Below are 26,784 nucleotides of genomic sequence, written 5' to 3'. Positions count from 1 at the left end.
TTAGCACTGGCACAGGCGGATCTGGGGGGAACTCATCTGGTGACATGAGTCCAACGAAGAAAGCCAGCAGATCCTTTGGGATCTCTCCACTCGCGTCCTGATACAGTTCCCAAGTCCAAGCCATTTGCTACCTCTCAGTCTAATATTCCTTTGGAGGAATGTCAACGATAATATTCTCTCAAAGGAATACTGATTTGCCAAACAATCTCTATTCTGTTTGAGTGTAAGTGGCTGGGATAACTGGGAGCGATCGCGAAGCGCTGACTTGTCAGTTCGCATCCTCATCTCCTGAAGCGCGATCGCTCTCGTTAATTAATATCGACTCAAAACAAAATCCCCCAAATATTACCCCTCTTTTTCAGAAGGGCTGGGGGATTAAAATCATGAAATTGCGATTAGCGGATTGGCGGACAGGGAACGGGTGGAAAACCTCCCGCCTCAATCACGAAGTCATCGAAATCCTCATCTTTTCCTGGTTGGGGTAGCCCTGTATCGTCCCAAGCGATGCGAACGCCAGTAATTTCTTCGTTCGTGCCACCGTCCAAACTGCCATTAAACGCGGCTGCCAAGTTGGTGGTGGATCTGACACTGCGTCGAGTTTGACCTGTAGGGCTAACAGATTCCAGGTAGAAAGCATACCGGGTATTTGCCTTAAAAGTATATTCGCTGAGTCGATTTTCTACAGCTCCCCCATCAACTGTCCCCAGAAAATCGATTGCCGTGCCAATATTATTTTGACCGGGCGAAGAAGGCTGGGGCTGTTCGCTTCCGAAGCCGTCATAGGGTTTGACTTCCTGAAACAGCACGGTCTCTTCACCCGTATCTAAATTGACAACGCCAAGCGTTGATCGATAAGCTCCGTGGGACTCTTTGAATTCAAATTCAATCGTTGTATCTACCGGGAACTGGACAGCTTCATTTCCAAACAAATCTTCAGCGTGAACGGGCGTTGCCACACCCATAAACCCAGCCGCGATCGCTCCCAGTAGCCACTTGAACCCGGCGGTTCTACCGTTTTTACGCTTCATCTGCCTCATCGTATTCTTTCTCCTGCTCACACTAGAATGACTCTGCAACTGACAACCGAACCGTTACCAAGTCCGCAAACCGGAGTTTGCTCTGGAAAGGTCTTGTTGCTGCAAAGTCGTTCTCAAGTTTTCGACTTCTGTCCTTAACTCTTCTAACCGCTGACACGCCTGGGGAACCGGGGGGGGTGTTTGAGGCTGTCGAGTAAACCGGCGGGTAGTGGGAGTTTGTTCCGTCAGAGCAGCCCCGCAGGCTTGAAAAGCTGCTTCTGACTCCTGGTTAAGCCGGGTAATATTTGCGGTTAGTTCCGGATCTAACTTGTCATCAGTATCAAAGACGGGTGCCGTGTTGTTCCAGATATTCGTGCCCGTGATGTCAGAATAGCTACGGTCAGCTCTCGCCGGTGCAGCCATACCCAGCGCCACAATTGATAAGCCAACAACCCAACCCAGAGATTTTATGGTGTGCATTTGGGGTACTCCTCCTTAAAACTTCAATGCTGTCCCAACACCTAATACAAATCGAGAGCCATCACCCGCACCCGCAACGTCGCGCAAGGCTGGAGTAATCACAAAAGGAAAGTTTTTGAAGGGAGCGATGGAAAGACCCAATGCTAAGTCCTGTCCTGTCCATTCCGCAATCAAACTAACAGGTCGAACAACGCGAACTGCCAAATTTCCAAACACGTTGATATTGTTTTCACCCGCATCAACCGCACCGTTGGAACGGAACTGTCCATCGCCGACACCAACCGTAAAAGCAACGCGGCTGAAAGCATCATTGAGAGATTCTCGCGTTCGGAATACTTTGGTAACAACTCCATATTTGGATTGTTCAAAGTCGTTGTGACCAATATTTAAAAAACCATTCCAGCCTAATGCTGCTGATACATCTCCCCCAAATCGACGATGCAGCTTGCCATTAAAACCACCTTCGCCGAAGCTATCATTTGTCGCTAAAGCGTAGGATAGTTCTACCCCCACGGCTTTATCGGCATTGCCTAAGCCGATGCCGATTCCCGCAGCCCCGACAGAACCACTATCTTCTCGCACGTTGGGTTGATAGGTGCCGCTGATAAAGGCGGTGTTTCTATCGGCACCATAGCCAACTGGGATATAAATGCTCAGGGCGGGCGAAGCTTCAAATTCCTCAATGGGTGCTGGCAACGCTAGCGGCGCAACAGGTTCCGGACCCGGACAGCGTTCTGTAGCCGGTGTGCTTACTTCTTGAGCAACTTGATAAGTTGCATTATCTAAGGATTTAACGTTCTTGATTCTTTGCGAGGCACAGGTATTTCTGGCTTTCGGTTCCGTTGCCATTGACTGGCTGGTTTGTACCGTTGACGAGTTAGCGATCGCCTCATCTGGACGGAGTGCCTCAGCCTTGGATGTAAATACACCTCCACTGGGTATCGTTCGTTCATTGACAGCCACTTCGTTAACGGTTTCCCCGTTTCGGAAGGAAGCTAAGTCAGAAGCTTTCCTCCCGGATTCCTCAGATGCAGACTGGTTAATATCAGAAGCTGTTGATAACTGGGAGAGGAGGTTATTTGAGGGAAGCGCCGCAGTTTCAGGGATTTCTGGCAAATCAGTTTGGGGAGCAGCCGTCAATGCCGGAAGTTGCCTTACAGTGAATCCTGGGGCATTCTCAGAAGGCGGCGCAAATTCCTGCCTGGATGCCAATCGTGGTTCTGGTTGGATTTCTGGGGCAGCGATCGCTGTCATACTTCTAGGAGTCACCATCGGGGTGGCAACACTCCCCTCATCGGTCACGGCTGCCTGGGGAGAACCTTCGGAACTCGGACTTTCACTTGCTTGGGCTGTCATCCCTCCAGCCACAAAAGCAGCTAAAGTACAAACAGCAACATGAGGAAAACGCATAAATTAGCCCTACTAAACTCACACCGCTCCAATTGAGAAGTCGGTCTTCCCAAATCGTTGAATAGATACTTATACAGAGTTGGGCGCGTGTATCCGCAGTGATAATCGCGCAAATTTTGCCTCGATTTGAGTAAAAATCATCGCTTCAAATCCCGATCGCCGCTTCCTCTCCCTTCAGCGCGATCGCGTTAGAGAAGCGAGGCGTTAGCCGCACGCTGAGTTCTCAGTTCGCTCCCCTATCCCTCACCGGATAAACTAGCTGTGTCAATATCTATATTTACGGCATGATTGTTTTTGTTGCCCTGCTAGCTTTCTACGTTGCCTGGAATCTGGGCGCAAACGACGTTGCTAACTCGATGGGAACGTCGGTGGGATCGAAGGCTGTCACCCTACGGCAGGCATTGGTGATTGCCGGAGTGTTGGAATTTACAGGTGCCGTGCTGTTTGGTCGTTCCGTATCGGAGACGCTGGCAACCGGGGTTGTCAATCCAGAACTGTTCGCTGCCGTACCTCAGATGCTACTGATTGGCATGGTTTCGGTATTGATAGCCTGTGGCGTCTGGCTGCAAATTGCCACCAGTCTGGGCTTGCCAGTCGCATCATCTCATGCGGTAGTCGGTGCGATCGCCGGTTTTAGCTGGGTGGCGGCGGGTGTCGGTGCCATTGATTGGTCATTAATTGGTCTAATCAGCTTCGCCTGGGTGATAACGCCGATCATCAGTGGCACGATTGCCGCGTTATTCTACAGCGTTGTCAAGCGTTGGATTCTCGATCAACCCAACCCACTTTTTCAACTGCGCGAATGGATCCCCTGGTTGAGCGTGACGTTGCTGGGCGTCTTTGGGGTGATTGTTCTACCCTCTGTGAGTCAACCCATCGATACCTGGCTGACAAATCGTTTCGGCATCAACCTTCCTGCCCACGATATCCCTCTGTTGATTGGCGCGATCGCATCAGTTGGCCTTACCCGGTTCATCTGGCGACAATTAGCGCGCGAGGAAGCAGAGCAGCTTGTAGACACAAGAGTTATCGCGGGAGCCAATGAGACGGACAACCGCGAAATCCCAAACTCCCAATCTAAAATTCTCAATCCCATTGAGCGCCAGCTAGCACGGTTTCAGCTATTAAGTGCCTGCTTCGTCGCCTTTGCCCACGGTTCCAATGATGTTGGCAACGCGATCGCTCCCTTAGCGGCGATCGTTTATATCAATCGCACAGGTTCCGTTCCTATCACTGGCTTTAGCATTCCCCTCTGGATTCTAGTATTGGGCGGTGCCGGTATCGTTGCTGGTCTTGCCGTCTGGGGCAAAAAAGTCATTGCGACAATTGGAGAAGGCATTATTGCCCTCCAGCCGAGCGGTGGCTTCTGCGCCGAACTCGCAACCGCTACGACCATCTTGCTTGCTTCCCGGCTCGGCTTGCCCGTCTCCACCTCCCACGCCCTTGTCGGTGCTGTGGTTGGCATTGGTGCAGTCAAAGACTGGAAATCCATCCGCTTCCAAACGCTGCAATCGATTGGACTCGCTTGGCTAATTACCCTTCCCATTAGTGCGGGTTTGGGGGCAATTATCTTTCTAGTTATCCGTCAGATAGGGGGACAATTCGGAATTTTCCACTTGATGGATTCAATTTAAAACTTTACATCCCCTCTCCGGTTGCCCGATTGGGATACACTCTTTCTGGAAGGAGTTTCTAGGCGGCGGCTGCTACCCTGTTGGGGAAAATGCGTCCGCGTCCAAAAACTCGATCCTAAATGCCAGCGATCAATTGGCTTTCAGGCAGGGAGACACGGCGCTGTTTCATCCGCGTATTACAAAGCTCAAACCTCTGCTTCTAAACGTGGCGCGAACTTTCTTCCCCCTTTTATTGGGGCTTTAGGGATCAAAATATTAGACTTCTTGCAAAAGTTGTCTGAACCCTCCAAAAGTCTCTCGCTCGCGGGAAGAAGAAACTCCCTCTTTGTTCTTCAATATGTCGAGGGAGGATAGTGTCTAAGTAGTTTTTCTTGCAGTCACTGCAAGATTCAACAGTCTATAACAAAATTAAATTCACCAGAAAAATCTCTTAAAAATCACCAGAATTTTGGAGTAATCTGTCAGGATTGATGACAAAACATCAAACACTTTTCTTCATCAGAGAAACAACACCTAGTTGAGCAAAATCACATCCATCAGAAAGTGTATCTGCCAAAATATCAGAAATACTAACAAGACTTAAGTAGACTAAGTTAAAACTACACTTCGTTATAGCCAATCGTACCGAGGTTATACGCTAATGGGGCAACTGGACAATCTACCGGAAAATCACAACACCGGAAATGCTACGGCAACAGAGGCTCTTTTGAGGGCGATGACGCAGGAACTTGAGAACCTGAAGCAAAATCTCATCGTCCAGTTGAATCAAGACGTTGAGCGACTCCAGGCTGAGAAATCCCGGTTGGTCGATGAGATCAATCATCTACAAGCTCAGCGTCAGCAATTACCCTCGTCCCAAAGCTCTCTGCCTCAAGAACAAATTGATCAGGATCAGCAGCAATATTTAGTTGGACAACTCACCCAAGCGATCGCAGAACACCTGCAAGATCTGCTGATGCAACGGCTGTCCCAGCAACCAGGTAGTTCCTATCACCCGCTGGGTGGCACTAGCAGCGCCAATTTGCCGCCCTCGGCAAATGACTACAACGACAGTGCCTACCGAATCCTCTCTTCCTTGGATACAACCCTAAGAACGACTTTTAAAACACTGCAACAAGACATCAGCAGCTATCAAAGTTCGTTCTCCCAGCAGCTGTCGCGGATGCACGGCTTGGAGCAACAAGGAGAAGCAATTTTAGAAACTCTCGTCAATCGCCTGCACGAACAACTGCAAGCAGAAAGCGATGCGCTGCCATTAGTACCATCAGAGTCAGAGGTGGGAGGGCAAGCTTATAGCGATCGCAAACAGCCTCCAGAAGCGAATGCGATTCCGTTCTCGGTTCCGGCTGCCCCGCTACCACCGCCACGCCAACCTAAACCAAGCTCCCAAGGTCAGTTAGGGTTATTGTTGATTTTAATTTCTACCGTGGCGCTGTCGGTTCATAACGTGGTTGTCCAAATCATTGGCAGAGAAAGTCAAATTTTTAACTTGTTTTCCTTGGGAGGATTCATCAAGCTAGGTTTGGGCAACTCGCTGTTAATTTTGTGGTTCCGCATGATGGTGGTGCTGCCTTTAATGGCTTTACTTGCCATCGTTCTCTATCCCAACGTGTGGAGGGATATTAAGAAGTTTTTATTAGATCCAGACCGGCGCGGACTTTTAACGGTAGTCGGGAGTGGCTTCTTCCTGTTTTTGTCGCAAGTCCTGATTTATATCGCCATCCCCCAAATTGGCCCAGGGGTTGCAGTGACAATTCTGTTTATGTATCCAATTATTACAGTCCCGCTGGCGTGGCTGTTTTTTGGCGATCGCCCCACCTTCCTGCGCGTTGGAGTGATGTGCACGATTTCCTTGGGTGTTATCCTCGCAGCTTGGCCTAAAATCTTCCCGGCAGTTAATAGTGGGGTGGCAAGCATTTCTGGGGTGGGAGTTGGCACCGCCGCCGCCTCAGGAATCGCCTTTGCCTTCTACCTGATTTTTATGCAGCTTGGCTTTCAAAAGCTTCACCCCGTCCCCGTCAGCTTGGTTCAGTTTACAACCATCTTTGTCCTGGCTAGTATCAGTCTGATGTTGCCATTACCAGAAAATTTGGCTGTTCAGGTCATCCCCGATCGGCGGCTGGGTTTGATTATCGGCGGCGTTGTCTTGGGGATATTAACTCTAGCAGGCTATTTGTTAAATAACTTTGGCGTTCGCTTCTTGGGTGCCGCACGAGCCTCAATCATCGCCTCTAGTGGGCCTGTATTAACGGCAGTTTTGGCATTTTTGATTATTCCGAGCGCTCAGAATGCTTTACAGCCGATATCAATTTTCGGCATCGTACTGGTGACGCTGGGAGTGTTTGCCCTAAGTTTTGAGCGGCTGCTGGTTCAAAACAAGGCGCAACCCGCAAAATAAACGATGCTGTTGGTTAATTGATTCGTCTTAGGGTGGGTAATGCTCACCCTTTTTTTATTGTTTTTTATTAGGCACTTCTAATTTATTCAAAACGCGCGATCGCGTCTTTCTCTCTAGTCAAATTTGAATCCGATCGCTCTTACCCCACCAACGTCAACACTCCTGCTGCAAAATCAAATACCAATCGCTTTTTCTGCTGGGGATTCACGCGCTGATACTGAAGCGCTCCCCAAAAATAAATATCGCCCCAGAGGATACTTCTAGGGCGATAAGCCTCTCAGCAATGCTGAGTTTTGATTTTAAACGGAGAGGGTGGGATTCGAACCCACGTTAAGTTGCCCTAAACAGCATTTCCAGTGCTGCGCCTTCAACCACTCGGCCACCTCTCCAGAGGTTTATTTATTTTGAAATGTGCAACTCAAAGCTGCGATTTTTAATAATACACTAAAACTATGACGAATTACCACACCATTCGGATACGCAATCGCCAAACCGGCACTCACCATGACCTTCAGGTGCCAGAAGATCGCTATATCCTATCTAGCGTCGAGCATCAGAGCGTCGAGTTGCCTTTTTCCTGTCGCAATGGCGCTTGTACCACCTGTGCCGTGCGCGTCCTCTCAGGGGAAATCCATCAGCCAGAAGCAATGGGGCTTTCTCCGCAACTGCGCGACAAAGGCTATGCTCTACTCTGCGTAAGTTATCCTCGCTCCGACTTGGAAGTAGAAACTCAGGATGAGGATGAAGTTTACGAACTCCAGTTCGGTCGCTATTTTGGCAAGGGCAAAGTCCGTTTCGGTTTACCGCTGGATGAAGAATAACCAAAGGCGATCGCGAAAAACAAAAAGGCAAAAGAATTTTCTCTTTTGCCTTTTGGCTTTTGGCTTTTGGTTTTTCTTGGTCGGTTGCCAAGCGAAAGAAGTTCCGACAGGCGTCACCGTGAAGGTGGAGCGGGTTGTCACCGGACAAACCCTGGAAGTGCTGGATACCAGCAAGCAATCCGCTTTGGTAGAGCGAGTGCGACTGCTGGGAATCGAGGCACCCGACATGAAACAGCAGCCTTGGGGATCGGCGGCTCAAGAGCGACTTAAGCAGTTGATTGCCGGACAATCCGTTTTGTTAGAGTCGGATGGGTCAAGCAAAGACCAGTTTGAGCGCCGGTTAGCTTATGTGTGGAAAGATGGGGTATTGCTGAACGAGCAGATGGTGGTAGAAGGGTATGTGTTTGTACCGCGATCGCTCAACAACAAATATGACCAACGGCTCACCACCGCTCAAGAATATGCTCGAATTATGGGCAAAGGCATTTGGAACCCAGAAAAACCCATGCGCTGGACTCCAGCAGAGTTTCGGCGTCAAAATCGCTAACGGCTCATTGCGAATGGCTAATTATTCATTGTTCAATGCCATTAGCTATTAGCCAAAAATATGACACGCCATACCCCTGACCAACTGCAAATTTTTCTAGATATTGCCACCGAGGCGGCGCTAGCTGCTGGTGCCGTCTTGCAAAGCTACTGGGGCAAATTAGAAGCCGTTGAAGAAAAAGGACGCCCAGGCGACCTCGTAACCGAAGCAGATAAAGCCGCCGAAGCCACCATTCTTTCAGTCATCAATCGCCATTTTCCCCACCATCAAATCCTGGCAGAAGAATCTGGGCAACTGGGAGATACAAAAAGCGAATACCTCTGGGCAATCGATCCCCTAGATGGCACCACAAATTATGCTCATCAGTATCCCTTTTTCTCCGCCTCAATCGGGTTACTAATTGACGGAGTTCCCCAAGTCGGTGTCGTTTACGATCCATTTCATCAGGAGTTGTATCGGGCTGCCAAAGGCTTAGGAGCTACTTGCAACCGTCGGAGCATTCGGGTTTCCAAAACAGCCGAGTTGAGCAAAAGCTTGCTAGTCACCGGCTTTGCTTACGATCGACGCGAAACCGCAGACAATAACTACGCTGAATTTTGTCACCTTACCCATCTCACTCAGGGTGTCAGGCGCAGCGGTTCCGCATCCATCGATCTCGTGTATGTTGCCTGCGGACGCCTGGATGGTTACTGGGAAAGGGGTTTACAGCCTTGGGATCTGGCAGCCGGAGTGGTAATCGTGGAGGAAGCTGGGGGCAAAGTCAGCGCCTATGATGGGAGTCCTTTAGCGATTCATTCCGGTCGGATTTTGGCGACAAATGGTTATCTACACCCACAGCTCAGTCAAGAACTTTTGCAAATTACACCTCTAAGTAGATGGCAATAAGTAGATGGCAAAGTGCTAAAAATCAGGCTTCTCTGTAAGCAAGGTCACACATAGGTTTCGCAAGGGAAGTATATTAGAAAGAATATTCGGCTCTGACGGTGGGACAGCGGGCTATGTCATTTCGGATCGACCGTGGACTGTTCAAGTTTGATTTCACAGACCACCACGCAATTTTAGGGGTGCCAGTAGATGCAGGAGTCAATGACATCCGCAAACGGTATCTCAAAATCGCCCGGAGATTGCATCCGGATAGTTGCAAGGCTGAAAACGAAGCAGAAAAACAGCGTGCCAGCCAGATGTTATCAAAATTGGTAAATCCTGCCTACGAGCAACTATCTCAGGATCGCACGCGGGCAGAATACGTGGTTATGGTCGGGCGAATGGGTAAGCGCTTGGCTGGGGAAGGGGCGAACGCTCAACCCCAAGGTGAAACCGCGAAACAGTTAGCTCAGGCGGGGGGCGATTTAGAGCATTCCTATAAAACGGCACTGCAAAAGCTAGCACAAACGCAATATGAATCTTTGAGCCAAGTCCTAGAAGTGACGGCTCAAATCAGCGAACTGAATATGGTTTATCTGAGGCGGAAGGGGGGTTCTGGGGTAGCAACCCCGATGATGTCAGATAAACGTCCTGCCACGGGGGCTGCTGGCGGAAATGCATCGCCGCCCCCACCGCCCCCACCGCCACCAGCACCAACACCATCATCAGTTGCGGAACCCTATTTCCGTCGTGCTGATGAGTTGATAACGAAGAACCAGTTTGCGAAGGCGGAGATAGAATTACGGGAAGCCCTGAAAATGGAGCCGAACAATAGCCGTTGCCATAGCTTATTGGGGATGGTCTATTTAAAGCAAACTCCCCCTAAGGTGACAATGGCGAAGGTACATATCACCCAAGCTTTGAAATTAAACCCTCAAGATCCGATTGGGATAGAGGGCAAACAGGCACTAGACAAGCTGGCACAAAAAGTTGCGGGTGGCAAGACAACGACGCCGCCTAAGCCAGGGCAGGGCAAGCCAGGGCAGGGCAAGCCGGAGGATAAGTCTGGAGGCGGTTTATTTGGTATGTTTGGTAAGAAGAAATAAGAAAGCGATTTCTTCGATTAGCAACTCGGCTATTAGATGTTTGGAAGTTCTCGGTGAGAGCTAGAGTCAAACCGTCAACTCGCTAATCGTGAATACTTCGCTTGAAAATCGCTTGTCAACTAACAAAAAACAACGACTGAATGGTTTATCAACCCCCGGCAGGCGCGAGGGATTTGCTGCCTCTCGATGTCGCTCAAAAAAGCTGGATTGAAGATCGGTTGCAGCAGGTGTATCACCGCTGGGGCTATCACCGGATTATCACCTCCACTCTAGAGCGGTTGGATACTTTGATGGCAGGCGGAGCAATCCAGCGCTCCACAGTGATTCAAATCCAGGATGCTGAGGAGGGGACGCTGGGACTGCGCCCAGAACTGACGGCTTCGATCGCCCGTGCATCTGTGACGCGGATGGCTGGTGTTACTTATCCGCAACGCCTCTACTACAACGCAAATGTATTCCGCCGTTCGCAGGGCAGCAATTACGGACGTCAGCAGGAATTTTACCAGGCAGGGGTAGAGCTGTTGGGTGCGGGGGGTGTCTTGGCAGATGCAGAAGTGCTGTTGTTGCTGGGAGACTGCTTGAAGTGTCTGGGGTTAAGCCAGTGGCAGGTAATTTTGGGAGAAGCGGGGTTAACGCGATCGCTTTTTTCTCCGTTTCCAGTTCATCTGCAAGAAAAAGTGCGACGGGCGATCGCGCATCTCGATCGAATCGCACTGGAAACTCTGCCCCTTTCCCCCGAATTGCGAGAACGAGCTTTATTTCTATTTGAGCTGCGGGGACATCCTGCTAATGTGCTGCAACAAGTTTCCACCCTAGATTTAGCAGAATCTGAGCGGCAAACAGTCAATACTCTGAAATCCCTGATCGATCTTCTCAATGAAGGCTGTTCCCATCAGCAAAGCTTCCCCGTAACTCTGGATCTCAGCTTGATCCAAACCTTTAACTATTACACCGGCATTGTGTTTGAAGTCGTTAGCGATACAGACACTCAAGCACGGGTTTTAGCCCAGGGTGGACGCTATGACGAACTGCTGGGACTCTATCATCCCCAGGGGCAAACTTACCCCAGTATTGGCTTTGCGCTGAATATTGAAGACTTATATCAAGTCTTGCTCTCGAAGGCTGGGATACCCCGCGAAACGCCCGCGAGTGATTGGTTAGTCGTTCCTTCATCTCCCCAAGCCTATCTGGCAGCGTTCGCCTACGCCCAAACCCTGAGAGATTCTATTCATCTGGTACGAGTGGAAATGGATTTAGGGGAGCGCTCGCCTGAAGATGTGCGAGAATATGCCCGTAGCCGTCACATCCGTCGCATTGCCTGGGTGGAAGCTGAGGGTGCTACTAAAATTGAGACGCTGAGTTAGATTTTTTAACGCAAAGGTACGCGCAGAGGTACGCAAAGGGGAGGCGCTTTTTCTTGCAAAATTTCACCTTTATTTGCGTACTTTTGCATTTAAAAAGTCTCGTTTCAGCTATCAGCTTTCAAAAGACTTTGGTAGGCTATAGAAGCAGCCGTCTGCCAATCCCAAGAGAGAGAACACTGTGCCGCATACGATTGTTACTAATACCTGCGAAGGCGTCGCTGATTGTGTCGATGCCTGCCCTGTTGCCTGTATTCACGAAGGACCTGGCAAAAACACGAAGGGGACTGACTGGTACTGGATTGATTTTTCCACTTGCATTGACTGCGGCATCTGCCTACAAGTCTGCCCCGTGGAAGGCGCAATTGTCCCCGAAGAACGCCCCGATTTGCAAAAAACACCCTAATTGTTGATTATTCATGGTTCATGGTTGATGCAGGAATTGCAATACATCATGAACCATAAAAAATAAATATTAAATAATAAATAAGAACGAATGACTAATGAACCTTTATTAGAAGTTGAAGATGTTTGGGCGGGATATGTCAAAGATTTGGATATCCTTCAAGGGGTGAATTTCAAGATATATCCAGGTGAATTAGTTGCCGTAATTGGCCCTAATGGTGCCGGAAAATCAACATTAGCAAAGACTATCTTTGGACTTTTAAACCCTCATAAAGGCAAAATTACTTTCAAAGGCGAAAATATTGCTGGCTTAAAGTCGGATCAAATTGTTCGGCGGGGAATGTGCTACGTGCCGCAAATCTCGAATGTGTTCCCATCGCTGACGGTGGAAGAGAATCTGGAGATGGGCGCGTTTATTCGCAACGTCCCTTTGAAACCACTTAAGGATCATATCTTTACCACTTTTCCCGTTCTGGCTCAACGGCGGCATCAGCGGGCTGGAACTCTGTCAGGGGGAGAACGGCAGATGCTGGCGATGGGAAAAGCTTTGATGTTGGAACCTACTCTGTTGCTGCTGGATGAACCTTCTGCGGCGCTGTCTCCCTTATTGGTCAATAACGTTTTTGAGCAGATTCAAGCGATTAATCAAACGGGCAAAGCAATTGTCCTGGTGGAACAAAATGCCCGGAAAGCTTTAGGCATGGCACACCGGGGTTATGTGCTGGATACAGGACGCGATCGCTTCACAGGTCCCGGCTCCGAACTCTTGAACGACCCGAAGGTAGGAGAACTGTATCTGGGCGCAGGTAAAGCTCACTGACGCATTGAGCGATCGCTGCTAAAAATTAAAGAAATTGGCACTATACAAATATTGTTCGCTTTGGTACTATATTTTTGATAATTGGAATCTATGCGCCCATATATATTGCTGAAATTTAGAACAATACAATTAACTTCTGGAATTTTACAGCAACCCTCCGGAAATTAAAAATATTTTTGATTGAATTCCCGATAAAATTTGTCGTTTCAATCTCAACGAATTGATAGACAAGGCAGCAGCGAGAAGAGAGAAGATTTTCTTCAAAATTCCTATAGAAGCAAGGCTGTTGTGAAAGAAAAGCAGATAGTCAGACAATCAAAACGAGAGACATCTGTGGCATACAATAGTTCCACGTCTCGCGCAGGATGATTTGGCATCTTGGCAGTATTAAAACTCCACCCTCAGCATTTGCAAGCCATCCGCACCCATGCCGAAAGCACCTATCCCGAAGAGTGCTGCGGTTTGCTGCTGGGTAAACTGGCGGAAGATGGCAAAACCGTAGTGGAAGTCATGCCAACCGAGAATCGCTGGAATGCAGAAGCAGTAGAAGTATTTCAAGAAATTGAAGGTTCCGCCAAACTGGGTTCAGATAAGCGAGACAGATACGCGATCGCTCCCGAAGATATGCTGAAAGCACAAAAGCAGGGACGCGGTGCTTCGCCCAGCCCACTCGATATCATTGGAATCTACCACTCCCATCCCGACCATCCAGCAATTCCTTCGGAATTCGATCGGGCGTGTGCGTGGTCAGTGTACTCGTATATTATTGTCTCTGTTCAACAAGGTAAAGCTGGCGATCTTCGCAACTGGAGTCTCGACGACGCCCACCAGTTCCAGCCTGAAGAAATGATAATTGTTGAAACAACCTAGATTAATAACTTAATTTTAAAAACGATTAAGACCCAAGGATACAAAGACTATTGTATTTTTGATAGGCTGTTAACTCTGTCTGCCCTCACTAAAAGGCCATGCTCAATCCCAATCTGGATGAAATCCAGCTTTCCAAAGAAGAATACGAACGCTACTCTCGCCACCTAATCCTGCCCAAAGTTGGACTGGAAGGACAAAAACGCCTCAAAGCCGCCAGTGTCCTGTGTGTTGGTACAGGTGGACTGGGTTCGCCCCTGCTGCTGTATCTCGCAGCTGCTGGTATCGGACGCATCGGCATTGTCGATTTTGATGTCGTTGATAGTTCCAACTTACAACGGCAAGTCATTCACGGCACCTCTTGGGTAGGGAAACCCAAAATTGAATCGGCAAAAAACCGGATTTTAGAAATTAATCCTGATTGCCAAGTTGATTTGTACGAAACCCGCCTGAGTTCAGAGAACGCCCTGCAAATCCTTGAACCCTACGATGTTGTCGTAGATGGCACCGATAACTTCCCCACACGTTATCTAGTGAATGATGCTTGCGTGCTGTTAAACAAGCCCAACGTCTACGCCTCCATCCTCTTTTTTGAAGGACAAGCAACAGTATTTAACTACGAAGGGGGTCCTAATTACCGCGATCTTTACCCGGAACCGCCACCACCCGGATTAGTTCCTTCTTGTGCTGAAGGAGGCGTTCTCGGCGTTCTGTGCGGCGTGATTGGCACCATCCAGGCAACTGAAGCCATCAAAATCATCTTAGGTCAGGGGAATACCCTGAGTGGGCGGTTGTTGCTGTATGACGCCTTGCAAATGAAGTTCCGGGAACTGAAACTGCGTCCGAACCCGGAAAGACCAGTCATTGACAAGTTAATTGATTACGAAGAATTCTGCGGTATTCCACAAGCAAAAGCAGAAGAGGCAAAACAGCAGATGGAAATGTCAGAAATGACAGTTCGGGAATTGAAGGAATTGCTCGATAGCGGTGCAAATGATTTTGTCCTGCTTGATGTTCGCAATCCTAACGAGTACGAAATTGCTAAAATTCCGGGTTCCGTTTTGGTGCCGTTACCCGATATTGAAAACGGTGCGGGTGTCGCCCAAGTGAAAGAATTGCTCAACGGTCATCGCTTGATTGCCCACTGCAAGATGGGTGGACGTTCGGCGAAGGCGCTGGGTATTTTGAAACAAGCTGGAATAGAAGGCACCAACGTCAAAGGCGGAATTACCGCTTGGAGTCGAGAAATTGACCCTTCGGTGCCTGAATACTAAAAAGGTTTAAGGTTACAGCTTTGAATTTAGTAACCTTTAATAGAGGCGTTCTGTGAGAACGTCTCTATTTTTCTAGATTTGATTCTAGATTTTAACTTGCTAACTTCTTGGGTGCAGATGTGGGGTTCGATTGTTATTCGCTTTTGGAGTGCGATAGCAAAGCGCCGACCTGTCGGTTCGCTTTCCCAAGCCCATTTTTAGTTGCAGCCGATAACATTAAACTGAGTGCAAAGGTGCAAACTGCTACCAATGTCCAAGTAGGATAGCTTGTGACCTACTTATGTAGAACTATCATGCAAAACAAAAGTAGCGAACGTGCCTTGTCTCGTTCCCGACGATTATCCACGACTGGGCTAGCCCTTACCGCAGGATTTTTGGCGATCGCTGTTGAGACCGTTCCTGCCACCGCCACCCATTTCAGCCCCTTTCAATACTGCGCTGCTGAATTAAGGGCGGTTGGTATCTCTACAGAACTCTCTGCCTCAAGCTGTTCGGATGCCCTTAAACCCACAGATTTATCCGCTTGCGTGTTTAATATTAACCGAGAAACTCAGATTGCCTCACAAGATGCTCTAGCTGCCTGTCTCAGGGTGCGACGTCCCATCGAGTTAGGCAGGTGCGTGATTAATATTTTCCAAGATACCAAAAACCCGCCATTGCTTGAGGTCCTCGAATCCTGTCGTCGTAGCCTCCTACCCATCCGCTTTGCTGAATGCGTTGTTGGCTTGAATCGTCAGTTAGAGATTTCTGCCACTAAAGCGCTGGATACCTGCATTTCCGCAGATAATTTGCCCCGCAACTTATCTCCCACCTTTGCGCCACCGCCACCCGCAAAGCCGACGCCTGACTTTACGCCGCCACAGGCACCTCTTCCTCAGTTGTCACCTTTGCCCAATTTGGAAGCAGAACCGGTTGTTCCGGCTGCGCCGGTTAATCCTTAAATGGTAATCGGTAATGGGTAATCGGTAGTGGGTAATGAGTAAAAGGTAAAAAGTTTATCGCGTCTCTACAACTCAAAATTCAAAACTCTTATTACCCATTACCTCTCCCAAGTCAGCCGGTGTGTTGCAATTAAATAAGAGCGATCGCTCGGTTAGGAGCAGTTCTTTTACGGGATGTTGAGACAACCATTGCTGAAAGGATCTGCCCCCTTTATGAATGAATTCAGTCAAGCTAGGCAAACAGCAGCGGCGATAAAAACCGCATAACGGTTCCCAGCCTTTGGGATGTCGGGGAAGAAAGGCAATACAATCTTCTGGCACCTCAGGTAAATGCTGTACCCAATTGAGCAAAATTTCCTCTTTTAAATTGGGTAAATCGCAGGCAAGTAACAGCACCCATTCTGTTTGCACTGGCGCGAGTCCTTGGGCAAAGCCAATCAGTGGCCCGTGGGGTTTCTCCTCTGTAGAAAAAGGGCGGGGTTCTCCTGTCCCGACTTCTTGAATTAATTGACAGGTGCTGGGTACAATATCTTGGTATCGTTCGATCCACGGCGTTACTACATACACTTTTGAAGCACACGCTTGGGCAATTTCACAAACCCGCCGAATCAGGGGAACGCCGTTAACAGAAATCAAGGCTTTATCCCGCCCCATACGAGAACTTTTTCCACCTGCCAAAACAATTGCTGTCAGCGATACAGCCGAGGATGGGTTCATTGAATATTCATTAAACAATCGGGGAATCGGGAATCGGTAATTTTAGAGCGATCGCGCATAAGCGGTGAGTCATGAGTGATTTATTCAAAACTCAAAAATTTAACCGATTATAAATTACCCATGACCCAATAAATTGAAAGCAAATTAATAGGTTGTTAAAACGACTGTGCGGGTTAGATTGTCCCATTTAACGGATACTTTAAATGGCTGCAAATCTACCGCTTTGATATATTCGAGATTCCGGTGAGTAGTGGTGCGGAAGTCTGCGACTTTACTCGGATCGATTCCTAAAGACTTTAGGAAAACAACTGGAATACAAGCATTCCCATTCACCAAAATTCCTTGATTTTGATATAGCTGGGCGTTGATTTTGACACTAATAACGGGGTAGCTAGGAGGAGGGGGAGGCGTTAAGCCCTGCCTCTGAGCTTCCTTCCGACTCCAAGCTTCTAGACCGTCAGCCAATCCACGGGCGAAGTCTAGGCGCTTCGTTTGAAATAAAGAGCGATCGCTTGGATTGGTAATAAACCCCAACTCCATCAGCACAGAGGGAATATCCACTTGACGGCAGAAACCCAAACTCCCGACACCTGTGGCGATATCCGATTTAACCCCACGAGATGGCAAACTGGGAACTGCCTTCAGTAAGGATTGCAGCAGTAACTGGGCATCGCCTTCGCGTTGCTCGTTGCCGTCAGTATAGAAGACGCTGGCACCCCGGATATTAGTGTTGCCGACGGAATCGGCGTGAATTTCTAAAGCGACGTCGCCACGGCGGGAGTAGGCGTTGATCCAAGTAATCGTTTCCTTCAAACTCAGGGAATCGGGAACCGAGGAAACCTCTAAACCGCGCGATCGCATTTCCTTAACCGCAGCATCGCGGGTAAGCCGCATTTCTCTGTCTTCTGTAGTGCCTCCAGCTAGTGCGCCCGGATCGCCCGCACCATGTCCAGCGGAAAGAAAAATTCGTACCATTTTACGATCTCTCCAGAATTCTAATCGCCTTGAATGTTGTAGTGATTTATTGCGATCCATCCTCACAAAGATAGAATCCGCAGGCTCAGCCGATACTTTCTTGCCCACACATCCAGGCTATGATACGCCGTATTGTAACTTAGCCCTGAGAGAGTCGATGGAGCGGGTGATTTCAGCACTGGGATTGGCTGTTTTTGTGGGATTATCTTATGCCTTCTCAGTGAACCGGCGTGCTGTGCGTTGGCGTCCGGTATTTTGGGGGCTTGGGTTAGAGTTTATTTTTGCACTGCTGATTCTGAAAACTCCCGGCGGTTTAGCTGTATTTAAGTTTCTCGGCGATGTCGTTAGCCGCTTTTTAGAATTCTCTGATGTGGGTGCCAAATTTGTCTTTGGAGATAACTTTGTCGAACACTTTTTTGCTTTTAAAGTGCTGCCGACGATTATCTTTTTTTCTTCCTTCATCACGGTGCTATACCACTACGGCATTGTGCAGCGAGTGGTGAATGGGATGGCGTGGGTCATGATGAAGACGATGGGAACATCAGGGGCTGAGTCTTTATCGTGTGCGGGGAACGTCTTTTTAGGGCCAACTGAGTCACCGTTACTGGTGAAGCCTTATGTGGCGACGATGACGCAATCAGAACTTCATGCAGTAATGACCGCGGGCTTTGGGACAATTGCGGGTGGCGTATTAGGGGCATATCTCTCCTTTGGGATTCCACCGGCACATCTGATTGCCGCTTTCTTCATGACTGCCCCGACTTCGCTGGTTGCCTCAAAATTGCTTTATCCAGAAACGGAAGTCCCCAAGACGGTTGGCAAGGCAGGGATAGAAGTGGAGAGTACCTTTGTGAATGCGATTGACGCAGCAGCTGGAGGAGCAATTGACGGGACGAAACTGGCAGTGAATGTCGCGGCGATGATTATTGCCTTTTTGGGGTTACTGGCTTTCGTCAATGCGCTCCTGGGATGGTTGGGGGGGCTTCTTGGCGTGCCTTTGCTGTCGTTGGAGTGGATGTTGTCTTTTGTAATGGCTCCCGTTGCGTGGCTGCTCGGAGTGCCTTGGGCTGACTGCGCTCAGGTGGGAGTGTTGTTAGGTAAAAAGACAATTTTGAATGATTTTATCGCCTATCTGGATCTGAAGACGCTGATTGAGCAGAAGGCGATATCCGAACGGGCGGTAATTATCTCAACCTACGCTTTGTGCAACTTTGCCAATATTGGCTCGATTGGAATCACGATCGGCGGGATTGGCGGGATGGCACCGAACCGTCAGAAAGATTTAGCGAGAATGGGTGTCAGGGCGATGATAGGCGGTTTGTTCGCGGGTTTTATGACTGCTGCGATCGCGGGAATATTATTGTGAGCAAGGCATTCAGTTGAAGAATTCTCTAGAAGCACTAATTCTCTAGAAGCACTATTGTTATGTTAATTCGCTATAGCTAGAGGTTCGGGTAGTCCCAGCAAAGGATATCATCGGCGGTGGTGAAGGCGATCGCTTATCCCGTTACTTTGCTTCTCGCCCGGATGTTGTTGTAAGTTAAAAGCGAAGCGATCGCAGGTCAATATGGAAAAATACATCCCCCTCATAGCACGAGCTTTCTTAGCCGCCATTTTTTTGAAATCCGGCTTTGATAAGATTACGGGCTTTAGTGGCACACAACAGTTTATGGCTAAAAACGGCATCCCGTTAGCGCTAACGGGACTGTTGCTAGTTGCGGCAATTATTCTTGAATTGGCTGGTGGATTATCAGTAGTGCTAGGTTACAAAGCGCGTTGGGGAGCGATCGCGCTAATTATCTTCATAATTCCGGCTACGCTAATTTTTCACACCAATTTTGCTGCCAACCCAATGCAAATAAATGCCTTCATGAAAAATTTAGCAATTATCGGTGGATTACTGATGGTGTACTATATTGGGTCTGGGCCAGTGAGTTTAGACGAACAGATGGCATCTAAGCGTTCTGATTAGCTCACTAACGTGGTTGATGAAAGATGCGATCGCGTTTCCCTTCACTAGCAAGCGTGCGAGTAGCACTAAGAATGCATACGCTGACGCGATCGCTTTTTAGGATTTAACCTTGTATCTGCTCGCCCATCTGCTGCTCTAATCGCTCTAGCAATGTATTAACATCTGCGGCGATTTTCTCAAAGCAAGCGGGAGGTGGAGGTTCTGGTTGAAACTGAACTAGCTTTATTTGCCCCTCACCAATTCCAATGATCAGAACCTCCACTTCAGGGTTATGAGCCTCCACAACTCCTACCATCTCCTGAAGCTGGTTTTCGACTTTATTATTGAGTGTTTCTATCGCCTCTTTTGGACAATAGACGAAATGCGGCTTTGGTTGCACATCGATCCCTAGATAACCTTGAGTGTCTCCATTTTCTAACCACAAACCCCAAGATAATGCTGCCAATTCTTGCTGATTAGCTTTGACAAACTGAGCCAGCTGGTTTCGCCAGCTTTTTTCTCCGGAATCAGAAGGAGTTTTACCAAATTGAATCATTGCTTATCTTCTTGGGTGGTTACAGATGCATTTGGCGCTGCGAATGAGAGAAAAACTCAACAACGCGATCGCTTATCAAGTCTGAATTTTCGCTGACGCGATCGCGCAGCGGATGCGCCTAAGCAGAGAAATTAACTTTCAGGAGATTTTAAAGCTTGATCTAACACGCTCCGAGCTTGCTCTGCTTTCGAGCGAGCCTCGTGGTAGCGCAGATTCACTTGAGCAAAGGTTTTGAGAACCTTAAAACCGTCCTTGAGTTGCGCGATTTCCTCTTCACTCACCGACTTTTCTGAAAACAGGATATCTACTTGAGCGCGAACCTTCAGCGCCTCGGCGCGTGACTCCTGCACCTTCAGCTTCAGTGTGGCAAGGTTGCTCAGAACTTGTACAGCTTGGGTTACGGCGTCTTCATCGCTAGTCCCATCCGCTTCTAGCTCTTTGACTTCAATCAGTTGTTCCGGACTAAATCCATCTTCAAGATCGGTGGGTAGCTTGTCTGCATCCATGAGTTCCATGAGCTGCTCCATCGCTTTCTCACGGGCTTTTTTTGAATCTTTGCCTGAAACAGTCAGGATGACTTCTGGGCTTTGTGCGAGAGTGTACTGAACCATATCTAATGCAGGGAGAATGCAGAGAGAACTTGTCTAGCCGTAACTTGTCTAGCCGTAAAAGTCTGGTTAGTTTAACCAAGCCGACAGGATTATTTTAAGGCAAACGAAAGCTGTTCCTGTAGGAGATATGCTGACTGGGAGAAAATGAGCACTGACAAGTCAGCGCTAGGCTAACGCTTCGCTTCGCTGTTTTCATGCCCAAAGGGCTGTACGCGATCGCGCCTTTGGCATATCTGCCAAGCGTGCATTACCGCATCTAAAGAGGTTAGGTACAACGTCTCTAGACAAAATTCTGCTCATCAAGACTGATTTTCAACCCCCTTCCTTTGCGTAGCCGCAAATTTCTCTTCGCGAGGGGAATCTGTTTTAAGTCTGCCAAGCTTTGAGAACCTTATCCCAAACAGTAGTCAGTGATTGTTTCAATTGGTACTGACGATACCATTTCTGAAAGGCTTTTTCGTAATCTTCGCCTCCAGATTGAAAGGTATTCAAAGCATTAAGCCCCAGAGCTAATCCCCAGAATAAGGCGATATATAAAGACCAAGAAAGCTGACCGGCATTCACGATATTCAGCAGCATCAAAAACGAATTGATAACTGTATACTTGCCAGCTTGTTTCTGTAATTTGGTGCGCCGGTAGAGATTAAAATCCTGTCGCTTTTGGATTTCTCCCTGTTTGGCTTGCCACTGCTGTTCTGCCACCTGAAGGCACTCTGGAGAGATTTCTAATTCAGAGGCGATTTCCAGTAGCTGTTCGCGGGTAAATTCTGTGTCGTCAGTTTGACGCGCGATCGCAATCTGGAGAATTTGCTGAATCTCTTCTTGATTGTAAGAGCGGGTGATTTGAGTTTCGGAGACGGGCATAGGGAAACACCTGCGGTCGTCGAGGTTGGGAGAGCTTTTCTGCCCCAAGGACGTGATGCAGAAGTCAGCCTTTCAAGAGCAGTACTGATTCTATTATGCCGAGGCAAAAGTAAGAATGCCTCACACTAGGCTATTCCAAAACCGAACCTTATACAGACGGATAGTACGGTAGCTGAAAGATTAAAATGCTTTTTACATTTCGTTACGATAAAGAGGTGCAAGAGAGAGGTTCAATATAAGCCTCTCAGATGTTAAATCAGAGGTGGCGTAATGAACGGCACGATTCGCGTCGGCAATTTATTCGGAATTCCCTTCAACGTACATCCAACCTGGTTCTTTGTCCTGGCTTGGGTGACGGTGAGTTATGGCAGTGGACTAGCGGCTCAATTTCCCGGACTCGGCGGGGGATTACCCTGGCTACTGGGATTAATTGCGGCGCTGCTGTTGTTTGCATCCGTCTTGGCGCACGAACTGGGACACAGTTTTGTTGCCATCAAGCAGGGAATTGAAGTTAAATCCATCAACTTATTTCTGTTTGGTGGTCTCGCCAGCTTAGAAAAAGAATCAAAGACCCCAGCAGGAGCATTCTGGCTGGCGATCGCAGGGCCTTTAGTCAGTTTGGCGCTGTTTGGTCTAATTAGCGCGATTGGCTTTACCACGAGCATTTCCGGGCCGTTTGGAGCAATCCTCGGAGTGCTGGGTTACGTCAACTTAGTGCTGGCGCTGTTTAACCTGATTCCTGGCTTGCCCCTGGATGGTGGGAATATCCTCAAGGCGTTGGTTTGGAAGATCACCGGCAATCCTTATAAAGGTGTCGTGTTTGCGGGTCGCGCCGGTCAAGTCATTGGTTGGATAGCGATCGCTTCTGGTCTGGTTCCTCTACTATTAGGCGGCGGTCTTAACTTCTGGAACTTGTTAATCGGTTGGTTCTTGCTGCAAAACGCGGGTCGAGCAACCCAGGCTGCTAGAGTGCAGGAACAACTAGCCGCTTTGACCGCAGAAGACGCAGTTATGAGTGATAGCCCAATTGTGTCTAAATCGCTTTCCCTGAGAGAGTTTGTTAACGAGTACATCATTGGCAAAAACGAAGCGTCGCGGTTCTTGGTTACCAATGAGGAAGGACAATTAGTGGGAGCGATCGCAGTTGACGATCTCAAAGCTGTCCCAACCTCCCAGTGGACTGAAATATCAGTCGCACAGCTAACAAAACCCGTCGAATTCTCCACAACCGTCAAATCCGATCAATCTTTACTAGAAGTGGTGACACTGCTAGAACAAGAAAAACTCACTCAACTACCCGTGATTCGTGAAAACGGCGTGCTAGTAGGACTTCTGGAAAAAGCTTCGATTCTCAACTTACTCCAGAGAAGAGCGCAAGCAAATCCTGCTTAATCAATTTCGGATTTTGAATTCAGCTAAATAACAAGTGCGCTTAGATGTAGGGGCGGGTTAATAACCCGCCCCTACTGCTATACATCCCAATCTTGCAAATATTCCTGGCGATTAGAAATCGCGGCTACGCCAACCCCCTTACCCCCCTTCAAGAAGACGGGGGGCAGAAGTTGCTTCGCTTCTATTCAACAAAATCCGCCTATGCGCTAACGCACACGCTACGCTAACGCGAACTTTTGAAACCCGCATAGGTGGGTTTAGTCTGTATAGATGCGAATTCTATTCGCCCTCTTTACTAAGAGTATTTACAGCAACCAACTTTTTGAGGCAAAATCAGCAGGCTCATCGGTTGGAGGTTCAGAGAAGATGTTAGATACCCGCTCAGATGTTTTGTGCTTCTGTGGTTGAGCAGCTTGCGGCGCTTTGTGTAGAGCATTGGCTTCTTCAATTAGCTTAGAGTTTGCTTCTGCAAGTTGCATCGCTGCTTTTTTGGCTTGCTCTAGCTCTGTTTTCAACTGTTTGGCTTGCTCTTGAGCTTTTTGATGCTTGTTTAGCAATTTTTTTTGCTCATCCAAATCCGCCTGCAAATTGGCAATTTGCTGGTGTAAAGAGGTTTCCACTTTGCGTGTTTCCTTCACAACACCTTTCAAGTCAGCCATCAGTGATTTTTGCTCATCCAAATTCGATTGCAAATCGGTGATTTGCTTCTGTAGAGCTTCCTCCCTTTGGCGTGCTTGATCCAGAGCTGTTTTTAACTCTGTCACACTTGCTTCTAAGTCAGCCTTCGTTGGATTTGAGTTTTTAGCAGGAGTTTTATCAGGCGTATCTGTTGATGAATCCTCTATTATTTCCGCCTCCACTTCTATAACTTCCTCAACGGTCGCCTCTAGAACAGGTTCAGTTTCTGAATCTGGGGATTTTTGTGCTTCTTCGTGTAGTAAGTCTGAGATACGTTTTTTAGCCATTATTTTTAGTTTCTCCAATCACGCTGTATTTCATTAGCCACGCGGCGATAGTCTGCTTCCGCCTCCCGCGCCTTTTTCCCCGCCCATTGATGAATCGGCACCCCCTCAAGAGCCGCTCGTTCGTGGGCTTTGTAGGCACGGACAAAGCTATGGCAAGCAGGAATTCCTAGCTCTTGAAGTGTGTTTTGAGCCTCCAGTGCTTCCCCCAAACTTCGCGCATCCACCTTTGTCAGAAGTACCCGATGGGCGATTCCAACTGGCATGACGGTTTCCCTTACTGTCTCAATGAGTACAGCCAGATCCATCGGCGCACAAGGCGTGGGTAAAACCAGATAATCAGCGATCGCTACTACCGCCGCTAATGCTTCCGATCGCAATGCTGGAGGCGTATCCACCACTACTAAATCGTAGCCTTCTATCTTACGTAAACGACCTAAAAGTTTTGGATCTGTCTCTTGAGCGAGATCGAAGCCCATTCCTTTCTCGCTACGCTCAACCCACCAAGTCGCCGAACCCTGAATATCTGCATCGACCAGAAGAACCCGTTTTTCTTCCGAGAAGGTTGCAGCCAGATTGACTGCTGTAGTGGTTTTACCGACCCCTCCCTTTCCGTTGAGAATCGCAATTATTCTTGGCACTGCTCGCTTGTGATGCTGACTCCACCGAATATACCGCTTAATGGGATCGAGGGGAGCTTTTTGTGCCTTAGCGCAGCGCTTGACTGGCGCAATCTTTGTCAATCGCTACGATAAGAAGCAAGCGATCGCCCTCTGAGGACATCGGGTTGAAAGCCAACACTCCGCCCTCCAAACTCGCCACAATAGAATCGAATAGCTCTGAACACAAAACGCCTCAATGGAACTCACTCATAACCTGCCTAAGGGGCCAAACACTCCGCGATCGCTGCGGTTAATGAAATTTATTTTTCAGCCCATCAAGTACCTGGATGATTATGCAAAAGCTTATGGTGACACCTTCACCATCCAGGGAAGCCAGGGGACTCCGATTGTCTATTTCAGCCAACCCCAAGACCTACAAACGATTTTCACTGCTGATTCTAGTCAGTTAGACGCTGGGCGAGGGAACAGCGGGTTAGAGTTTTTAATGGGAGAAAATTCTCTGCTACTGCTGGATGGCGATCGCCATCAGCGCCAACGACAGATGTTAACCCCTCCCTTTCACGGCGAACGGATGCGGGCTTACGGTCAGATTATCTCTGAAATCGCCGAGCAGGTGATGAATCAATGGACGGTTGGCAAACCCTTCAACATCCGTGCGTCGATGCAAGAAATCACCCTGCGCGTCATCTTACGGGTGGTGTTTGGACTAGATGAGGGGTCGCGTTTGGAACAACTACGCAGCTTAATCGGTTCAACCCTGGACTTAATGACTTCCCGCTTCAACTCCAGCGCCTTCTTTTTTGAGTTTCTTAAACAAGATTTAGGCGATTGGAGTCCTTGGGGTCGGATGCTGCGCCAAATCAAACAAATTGACGAACTGATTTACGCTCAGATTGCAGAACGTCGAGCGGAAGCTAACCCGAATCGGCAAGATATCCTCAGTTTGATGATGTCTGCTCGCGATGAAGCGGGTCAACCGATGACGGATATAGAGTTACGCGATGAGTTAATGACTCTGCTAGTCGCCGGACATGAAACCACCGCTTCTGCGCTGACGTGGGCTTTGTACTGGGTTGACCAATTACCGCAGGTGCGCGACAAACTGCTCGCTGAGTTGGACTCGGTTGACGCCGATCCAGATCCAAGTGCCATTGCCAAACTACCCTATCTAACAGCGGTTTGCTCTGAAACGCTTCGTATCTATCCAATTGCTGCGAATACCTTTGTTCGGGTTGTGCGATCGCCCATTGAGATATCCGGCTACAAATTGCCCCCAGGAACGGTTATCGTCCCCAGTATCTATTTAGCCCACCATCGGGAGGAAACTTTTCCGCAGCCGAAGCAATTCAAGCCAGAGCGCTTTTTAGAACGGCAATTTTCTCCATACGAGTATTTGCCTTTTGGTGGCGGAAATCGTCGCTGTATCGGGATGGCATTTGCCATGTATGAAATGAAATTGGTTCTCGCGACAATTGTGTCGCATTTTCAAGTGTCGCTCGTTAATAAGCGTCCGGTGATTCCAGTACGTCGGGGTTTGACTTTAGCCGCACCGGAAGGAATGAAAATGGTTGCAACTCCTCGGCTAAAGAAGCTTGTAAATACTCCAGTCTCGGTGTAATTCGGTTTTTGAAAACTTAAAATCAAACTCCCTCAGATCATCTGGGGGAGTTTTTATCGATTTATTGCCAATGAACATGGACTAAATAACTTACAAAAGTCCCAATCTGTAGGGGTATGGCGATGCCATACCCCTACGCCGGAAATGGGGGGTTAATCAACCCATACTCCTAAGCGCCCAATCCGTGTCAATAGATGTAACTTAATAGCTGTCTCCGCCTGCAACTTGGTCGCTATCAGTAGGCACGCAAAAGTCTTGATCTAGGGAAGCATCGCGGATGGCTTGCCACTTACAAATGAGTTCAGTACCGCTGATATCGCTAGTGATGTATTGCTCAACGGCTTGTTCCAATTCTTGCGGGGTTTTGGGAACGGGAACAGTACAGATAAGTTCTGGCATAAGACAACCTCTGCTGATAGAACGGGTACGCGGTAAGACCGTATAAGTGATATTTTAATGACATTTTCAGTAAAAAGTAGCTAAAGTTACATTTTTGAAACATGAGTTAGGGTAAAGACTTGAAAGGCCCCAAGCATAAGCGCGATCGCGTTTATGGATGAATTGCAAATGA

At 48.4% G+C, this 26,784-nt stretch carries 27 protein-coding genes and 1 tRNA gene; 16 read left to right on the top strand and 12 right to left on the bottom strand.

The window, feature by feature from the left end; translation table 11 throughout:
- Positions 1-395 precede the first annotated feature (395 nt).
- From NDI44_RS24035 to NDI44_RS24025, 3 genes are read right to left on the bottom strand one after another with little or no spacing between them, the layout of a single operon-like run.
- Entirely contained in the window at positions 396-1,037 is a 642-nt protein-coding gene (locus tag NDI44_RS24035; RefSeq protein ID WP_190414763.1) for a hypothetical protein, read from the bottom strand.
- Between the two features lie 54 nt (positions 1,038-1,091).
- Positions 1,092-1,496, bottom strand: a complete 405-nt coding sequence (locus NDI44_RS24030; RefSeq protein ID WP_190414762.1) for a hypothetical protein — start codon at positions 1,494-1,496, stop codon at positions 1,092-1,094.
- A gap of 15 nt (positions 1,497-1,511) precedes the next feature.
- Entirely contained in the window at positions 1,512-2,906 is a 1,395-nt protein-coding gene (locus NDI44_RS24025) for a hypothetical protein (protein ID WP_190414761.1), read from the bottom strand.
- A gap of 284 nt (positions 2,907-3,190) precedes the next feature.
- Here NDI44_RS24025 and NDI44_RS24020 point away from each other — a divergent pair, with 284 nt between their 5' ends.
- The gene (locus tag NDI44_RS24020) at positions 3,191-4,540 is read left to right on the top strand and encodes an inorganic phosphate transporter (RefSeq protein ID WP_190414760.1); all 1,350 of its coding nucleotides are present in this window, start codon (positions 3,191-3,193) and stop codon (positions 4,538-4,540) included.
- Positions 4,541-5,180: 640 nt separating this feature from the next.
- On the top strand, positions 5,181-6,938 hold the full coding sequence (locus tag NDI44_RS24015) for an EamA family transporter (RefSeq protein WP_190414759.1): 1,758 nt from the start codon (positions 5,181-5,183) through the stop codon (positions 6,936-6,938).
- Between the two features lie 304 nt (positions 6,939-7,242).
- Here NDI44_RS24015 and NDI44_RS24010 read toward each other — a convergent pair.
- Positions 7,243-7,327 (bottom strand) — tRNA-Ser (locus NDI44_RS24010).
- Positions 7,328-7,390: 63 nt separating this feature from the next.
- On the opposite strand from NDI44_RS24010, the gene NDI44_RS24005 reads away from it, so the two are divergent.
- The 10 genes from NDI44_RS24005 (at position 7,391) to NDI44_RS23960 (ending at position 15,944) form a co-directional block, all read left to right on the top strand.
- Positions 7,391-7,759 carry a 2Fe-2S iron-sulfur cluster-binding protein gene (locus NDI44_RS24005; protein ID WP_190414758.1) on the top strand — a complete coding sequence of 123 codons (369 nt, stop codon included), beginning with the start codon at positions 7,391-7,393 and terminating at the stop codon, positions 7,757-7,759.
- Entirely contained in the window at positions 7,749-8,306 is a 558-nt protein-coding gene (locus NDI44_RS24000; RefSeq protein ID WP_190414757.1) for a thermonuclease family protein, read from the top strand. The genes NDI44_RS24005 and NDI44_RS24000 overlap by 11 nt, the downstream gene beginning before the upstream one ends.
- Positions 8,307-8,366: 60 nt before the next feature.
- Entirely contained in the window at positions 8,367-9,191 is an 825-nt protein-coding gene (locus NDI44_RS23995; protein ID WP_190414756.1) for an inositol monophosphatase family protein, read from the top strand.
- Between the two features lie 113 nt (positions 9,192-9,304).
- Positions 9,305-10,276: a J domain-containing protein gene (locus NDI44_RS23990; RefSeq protein WP_190414755.1), complete on the top strand. Its 972-nt coding sequence runs from the start codon at positions 9,305-9,307 to the stop codon at positions 10,274-10,276.
- Between the two features lie 140 nt (positions 10,277-10,416).
- Entirely contained in the window at positions 10,417-11,640 is a 1,224-nt protein-coding gene (locus NDI44_RS23985; RefSeq protein ID WP_190414754.1) for an ATP phosphoribosyltransferase regulatory subunit, read from the top strand.
- Between the two features lie 178 nt (positions 11,641-11,818).
- Positions 11,819-12,043, top strand: a complete 225-nt coding sequence (locus NDI44_RS23980; RefSeq protein WP_190414753.1) for a 4Fe-4S dicluster domain-containing protein — start codon at positions 11,819-11,821, stop codon at positions 12,041-12,043.
- Between the two features lie 90 nt (positions 12,044-12,133).
- The gene (locus NDI44_RS23975) at positions 12,134-12,862 is read left to right on the top strand and encodes an ABC transporter ATP-binding protein (RefSeq protein ID WP_190414752.1); all 729 of its coding nucleotides are present in this window, start codon (positions 12,134-12,136) and stop codon (positions 12,860-12,862) included.
- A gap of 375 nt (positions 12,863-13,237) precedes the next feature.
- Positions 13,238-13,732, top strand: coding sequence for a Mov34/MPN/PAD-1 family protein (locus tag NDI44_RS23970; RefSeq protein ID WP_190414770.1), 495 nt, complete (start codon positions 13,238-13,240; stop codon positions 13,730-13,732).
- A 98-nt stretch (positions 13,733-13,830) separates the two neighbouring features.
- Positions 13,831-15,003 carry a molybdopterin-synthase adenylyltransferase MoeB gene (gene moeB, locus NDI44_RS23965; RefSeq protein WP_190414751.1) on the top strand — a complete coding sequence of 391 codons (1,173 nt, stop codon included), beginning with the start codon at positions 13,831-13,833 and terminating at the stop codon, positions 15,001-15,003.
- A 293-nt stretch (positions 15,004-15,296) separates the two neighbouring features.
- Positions 15,297-15,944 (top strand): hypothetical protein, encoded by a 648-nt coding sequence (locus NDI44_RS23960; protein ID WP_190414750.1) that lies wholly within the window; start codon positions 15,297-15,299, stop codon positions 15,942-15,944.
- Positions 15,945-16,016: 72 nt separating this feature from the next.
- Here the strand turns inward: NDI44_RS23960 and NDI44_RS23955 are convergent, their stop codons facing one another.
- Together NDI44_RS23955 and NDI44_RS23950 are read right to left on the bottom strand one after the other, a co-directional pair.
- Positions 16,017-16,661, bottom strand: a complete 645-nt coding sequence (locus tag NDI44_RS23955) for a molybdenum cofactor guanylyltransferase (RefSeq protein ID WP_190414749.1) — start codon at positions 16,659-16,661, stop codon at positions 16,017-16,019.
- A gap of 144 nt (positions 16,662-16,805) precedes the next feature.
- Positions 16,806-17,636, bottom strand: a complete 831-nt coding sequence (locus NDI44_RS23950) for an N-acetylmuramoyl-L-alanine amidase (protein ID WP_190414748.1) — start codon at positions 17,634-17,636, stop codon at positions 16,806-16,808.
- 157 nt (positions 17,637-17,793) lie between these two features.
- Here NDI44_RS23950 and NDI44_RS23945 point away from each other — a divergent pair, with 157 nt between their 5' ends.
- Together NDI44_RS23945 and NDI44_RS23940 are read left to right on the top strand one after the other, a co-directional pair.
- Positions 17,794-19,002 carry a NupC/NupG family nucleoside CNT transporter gene (locus NDI44_RS23945; protein WP_190414769.1) on the top strand — a complete coding sequence of 403 codons (1,209 nt, stop codon included), beginning with the start codon at positions 17,794-17,796 and terminating at the stop codon, positions 19,000-19,002.
- A 201-nt stretch (positions 19,003-19,203) separates the two neighbouring features.
- On the top strand, positions 19,204-19,608 hold the full coding sequence (locus tag NDI44_RS23940) for a DoxX family protein (RefSeq protein WP_190414747.1): 405 nt from the start codon (positions 19,204-19,206) through the stop codon (positions 19,606-19,608).
- Between the two features lie 103 nt (positions 19,609-19,711).
- Here NDI44_RS23940 and NDI44_RS23935 read toward each other — a convergent pair whose 3' ends face one another.
- The 3 genes from NDI44_RS23935 to NDI44_RS23925 all read right to left on the bottom strand — a co-directional run bounded on the left by NDI44_RS23935 (position 19,712) and on the right by NDI44_RS23925 (position 21,618).
- Positions 19,712-20,143 (bottom strand): hypothetical protein, encoded by a 432-nt coding sequence (locus tag NDI44_RS23935; protein ID WP_190414746.1) that lies wholly within the window; start codon positions 20,141-20,143, stop codon positions 19,712-19,714.
- Positions 20,144-20,274: 131 nt separating this feature from the next.
- Positions 20,275-20,754, bottom strand: coding sequence for a hypothetical protein (locus NDI44_RS23930; RefSeq protein ID WP_190414745.1), 480 nt, complete (start codon positions 20,752-20,754; stop codon positions 20,275-20,277).
- A 366-nt stretch (positions 20,755-21,120) separates the two neighbouring features.
- Positions 21,121-21,618 (bottom strand): 2TM domain-containing protein, encoded by a 498-nt coding sequence (locus NDI44_RS23925; RefSeq protein ID WP_190414744.1) that lies wholly within the window; start codon positions 21,616-21,618, stop codon positions 21,121-21,123.
- A gap of 270 nt (positions 21,619-21,888) precedes the next feature.
- On the opposite strand from NDI44_RS23925, the gene NDI44_RS23920 reads away from it, so the two are divergent.
- On the top strand, positions 21,889-23,010 hold the full coding sequence (locus NDI44_RS23920; protein ID WP_190414743.1) for a site-2 protease family protein: 1,122 nt from the start codon (positions 21,889-21,891) through the stop codon (positions 23,008-23,010).
- 305 nt (positions 23,011-23,315) lie between these two features.
- Here the strand turns inward: NDI44_RS23920 and NDI44_RS23915 are convergent, their stop codons facing one another.
- Complete coding sequence (locus NDI44_RS23915) at positions 23,316-23,975, bottom strand: hypothetical protein (protein WP_190414742.1); 660 nt, start codon at positions 23,973-23,975, stop codon at positions 23,316-23,318.
- Positions 23,976-23,980: 5 nt separating this feature from the next.
- Positions 23,981-24,613: an AAA family ATPase gene (locus tag NDI44_RS23910; protein WP_190414741.1), complete on the bottom strand. Its 633-nt coding sequence runs from the start codon at positions 24,611-24,613 to the stop codon at positions 23,981-23,983.
- A 217-nt stretch (positions 24,614-24,830) separates the two neighbouring features.
- Between NDI44_RS23910 and NDI44_RS23905 the strand changes: the two genes are divergently transcribed.
- Positions 24,831-26,213: a cytochrome P450 gene (locus NDI44_RS23905; protein ID WP_190414740.1), complete on the top strand. Its 1,383-nt coding sequence runs from the start codon at positions 24,831-24,833 to the stop codon at positions 26,211-26,213.
- 201 nt (positions 26,214-26,414) lie between these two features.
- On the opposite strand, the gene NDI44_RS23900 is transcribed toward NDI44_RS23905, so the two are convergent.
- On the bottom strand, positions 26,415-26,612 hold the full coding sequence (locus NDI44_RS23900; RefSeq protein WP_190414739.1) for a hypothetical protein: 198 nt from the start codon (positions 26,610-26,612) through the stop codon (positions 26,415-26,417).
- Positions 26,613-26,784: the final 172 nt, after the last annotated feature.

It is taken from the genome of Trichocoleus sp. DQ-A3 (assembly GCF_039961975.1).
Taxonomy (GTDB): domain Bacteria; phylum Cyanobacteriota; class Cyanobacteriia; order Cyanobacteriales; family FACHB-T130; genus FACHB-T130.
The sequence above is the reverse complement of the archived record's forward strand: the minus strand, read 5'-3'. Positions and strand labels throughout refer to the sequence as shown.

Excerpts from the sequence above, each read along its gene's own strand:
- NDI44_RS23925 (WP_190414744.1), bottom strand. The coding sequence starts at position 21,618 with ATGCCCGTCTCCGAAACTCAAATCACCCGCTCTTACAATCAAGAAGAG.
- NDI44_RS24025 (WP_190414761.1), bottom strand. The coding sequence starts at position 2,906 with ATGCGTTTTCCTCATGTTGCTGTTTGTACTTTAGCTGCTTTTGTGGCT.
- NDI44_RS23950 (WP_190414748.1), bottom strand. The coding sequence starts at position 17,636 with ATGGTACGAATTTTTCTTTCCGCTGGACATGGTGCGGGCGATCCGGGC.
- moeB (WP_190414751.1), top strand. The coding sequence starts at position 13,831 with ATGCTCAATCCCAATCTGGATGAAATCCAGCTTTCCAAAGAAGAATAC.
- NDI44_RS23900 (WP_190414739.1), bottom strand. The coding sequence starts at position 26,612 with ATGCCAGAACTTATCTGTACTGTTCCCGTTCCCAAAACCCCGCAAGAA.
- NDI44_RS23905 (WP_190414740.1), top strand. The coding sequence starts at position 24,831 with ATGGAACTCACTCATAACCTGCCTAAGGGGCCAAACACTCCGCGATCG.
- NDI44_RS23945 (WP_190414769.1), top strand. The coding sequence starts at position 17,794 with ATGGAGCGGGTGATTTCAGCACTGGGATTGGCTGTTTTTGTGGGATTA.
- NDI44_RS23955 (WP_190414749.1), bottom strand. The coding sequence starts at position 16,661 with ATGAACCCATCCTCGGCTGTATCGCTGACAGCAATTGTTTTGGCAGGT.
- NDI44_RS24035 (WP_190414763.1), bottom strand. The coding sequence starts at position 1,037 with ATGAGGCAGATGAAGCGTAAAAACGGTAGAACCGCCGGGTTCAAGTGG.
- NDI44_RS23985 (WP_190414754.1), top strand. The coding sequence starts at position 10,417 with ATGGTTTATCAACCCCCGGCAGGCGCGAGGGATTTGCTGCCTCTCGAT.
- NDI44_RS23920 (WP_190414743.1), top strand. The coding sequence starts at position 21,889 with ATGAACGGCACGATTCGCGTCGGCAATTTATTCGGAATTCCCTTCAAC.
- NDI44_RS23935 (WP_190414746.1), bottom strand. The coding sequence starts at position 20,143 with ATGATTCAATTTGGTAAAACTCCTTCTGATTCCGGAGAAAAAAGCTGG.
- NDI44_RS23995 (WP_190414756.1), top strand. The coding sequence starts at position 8,367 with ATGACACGCCATACCCCTGACCAACTGCAAATTTTTCTAGATATTGCC.
- NDI44_RS24020 (WP_190414760.1), top strand. The coding sequence starts at position 3,191 with ATGATTGTTTTTGTTGCCCTGCTAGCTTTCTACGTTGCCTGGAATCTG.
- NDI44_RS24015 (WP_190414759.1), top strand. The coding sequence starts at position 5,181 with ATGGGGCAACTGGACAATCTACCGGAAAATCACAACACCGGAAATGCT.
- NDI44_RS23915 (WP_190414742.1), bottom strand. The coding sequence starts at position 23,975 with ATGGCTAAAAAACGTATCTCAGACTTACTACACGAAGAAGCACAAAAA.
- NDI44_RS23990 (WP_190414755.1), top strand. The coding sequence starts at position 9,305 with ATGTCATTTCGGATCGACCGTGGACTGTTCAAGTTTGATTTCACAGAC.
- NDI44_RS24030 (WP_190414762.1), bottom strand. The coding sequence starts at position 1,496 with ATGCACACCATAAAATCTCTGGGTTGGGTTGTTGGCTTATCAATTGTG.
- NDI44_RS23975 (WP_190414752.1), top strand. The coding sequence starts at position 12,134 with ATGACTAATGAACCTTTATTAGAAGTTGAAGATGTTTGGGCGGGATAT.
- NDI44_RS23940 (WP_190414747.1), top strand. The coding sequence starts at position 19,204 with ATGGAAAAATACATCCCCCTCATAGCACGAGCTTTCTTAGCCGCCATT.
- NDI44_RS24000 (WP_190414757.1), top strand. The coding sequence starts at position 7,749 with ATGAAGAATAACCAAAGGCGATCGCGAAAAACAAAAAGGCAAAAGAAT.
- NDI44_RS24005 (WP_190414758.1), top strand. The coding sequence starts at position 7,391 with ATGACGAATTACCACACCATTCGGATACGCAATCGCCAAACCGGCACT.
- NDI44_RS23930 (WP_190414745.1), bottom strand. The coding sequence starts at position 20,754 with ATGGTTCAGTACACTCTCGCACAAAGCCCAGAAGTCATCCTGACTGTT.
- NDI44_RS23960 (WP_190414750.1), top strand. The coding sequence starts at position 15,297 with ATGCAAAACAAAAGTAGCGAACGTGCCTTGTCTCGTTCCCGACGATTA.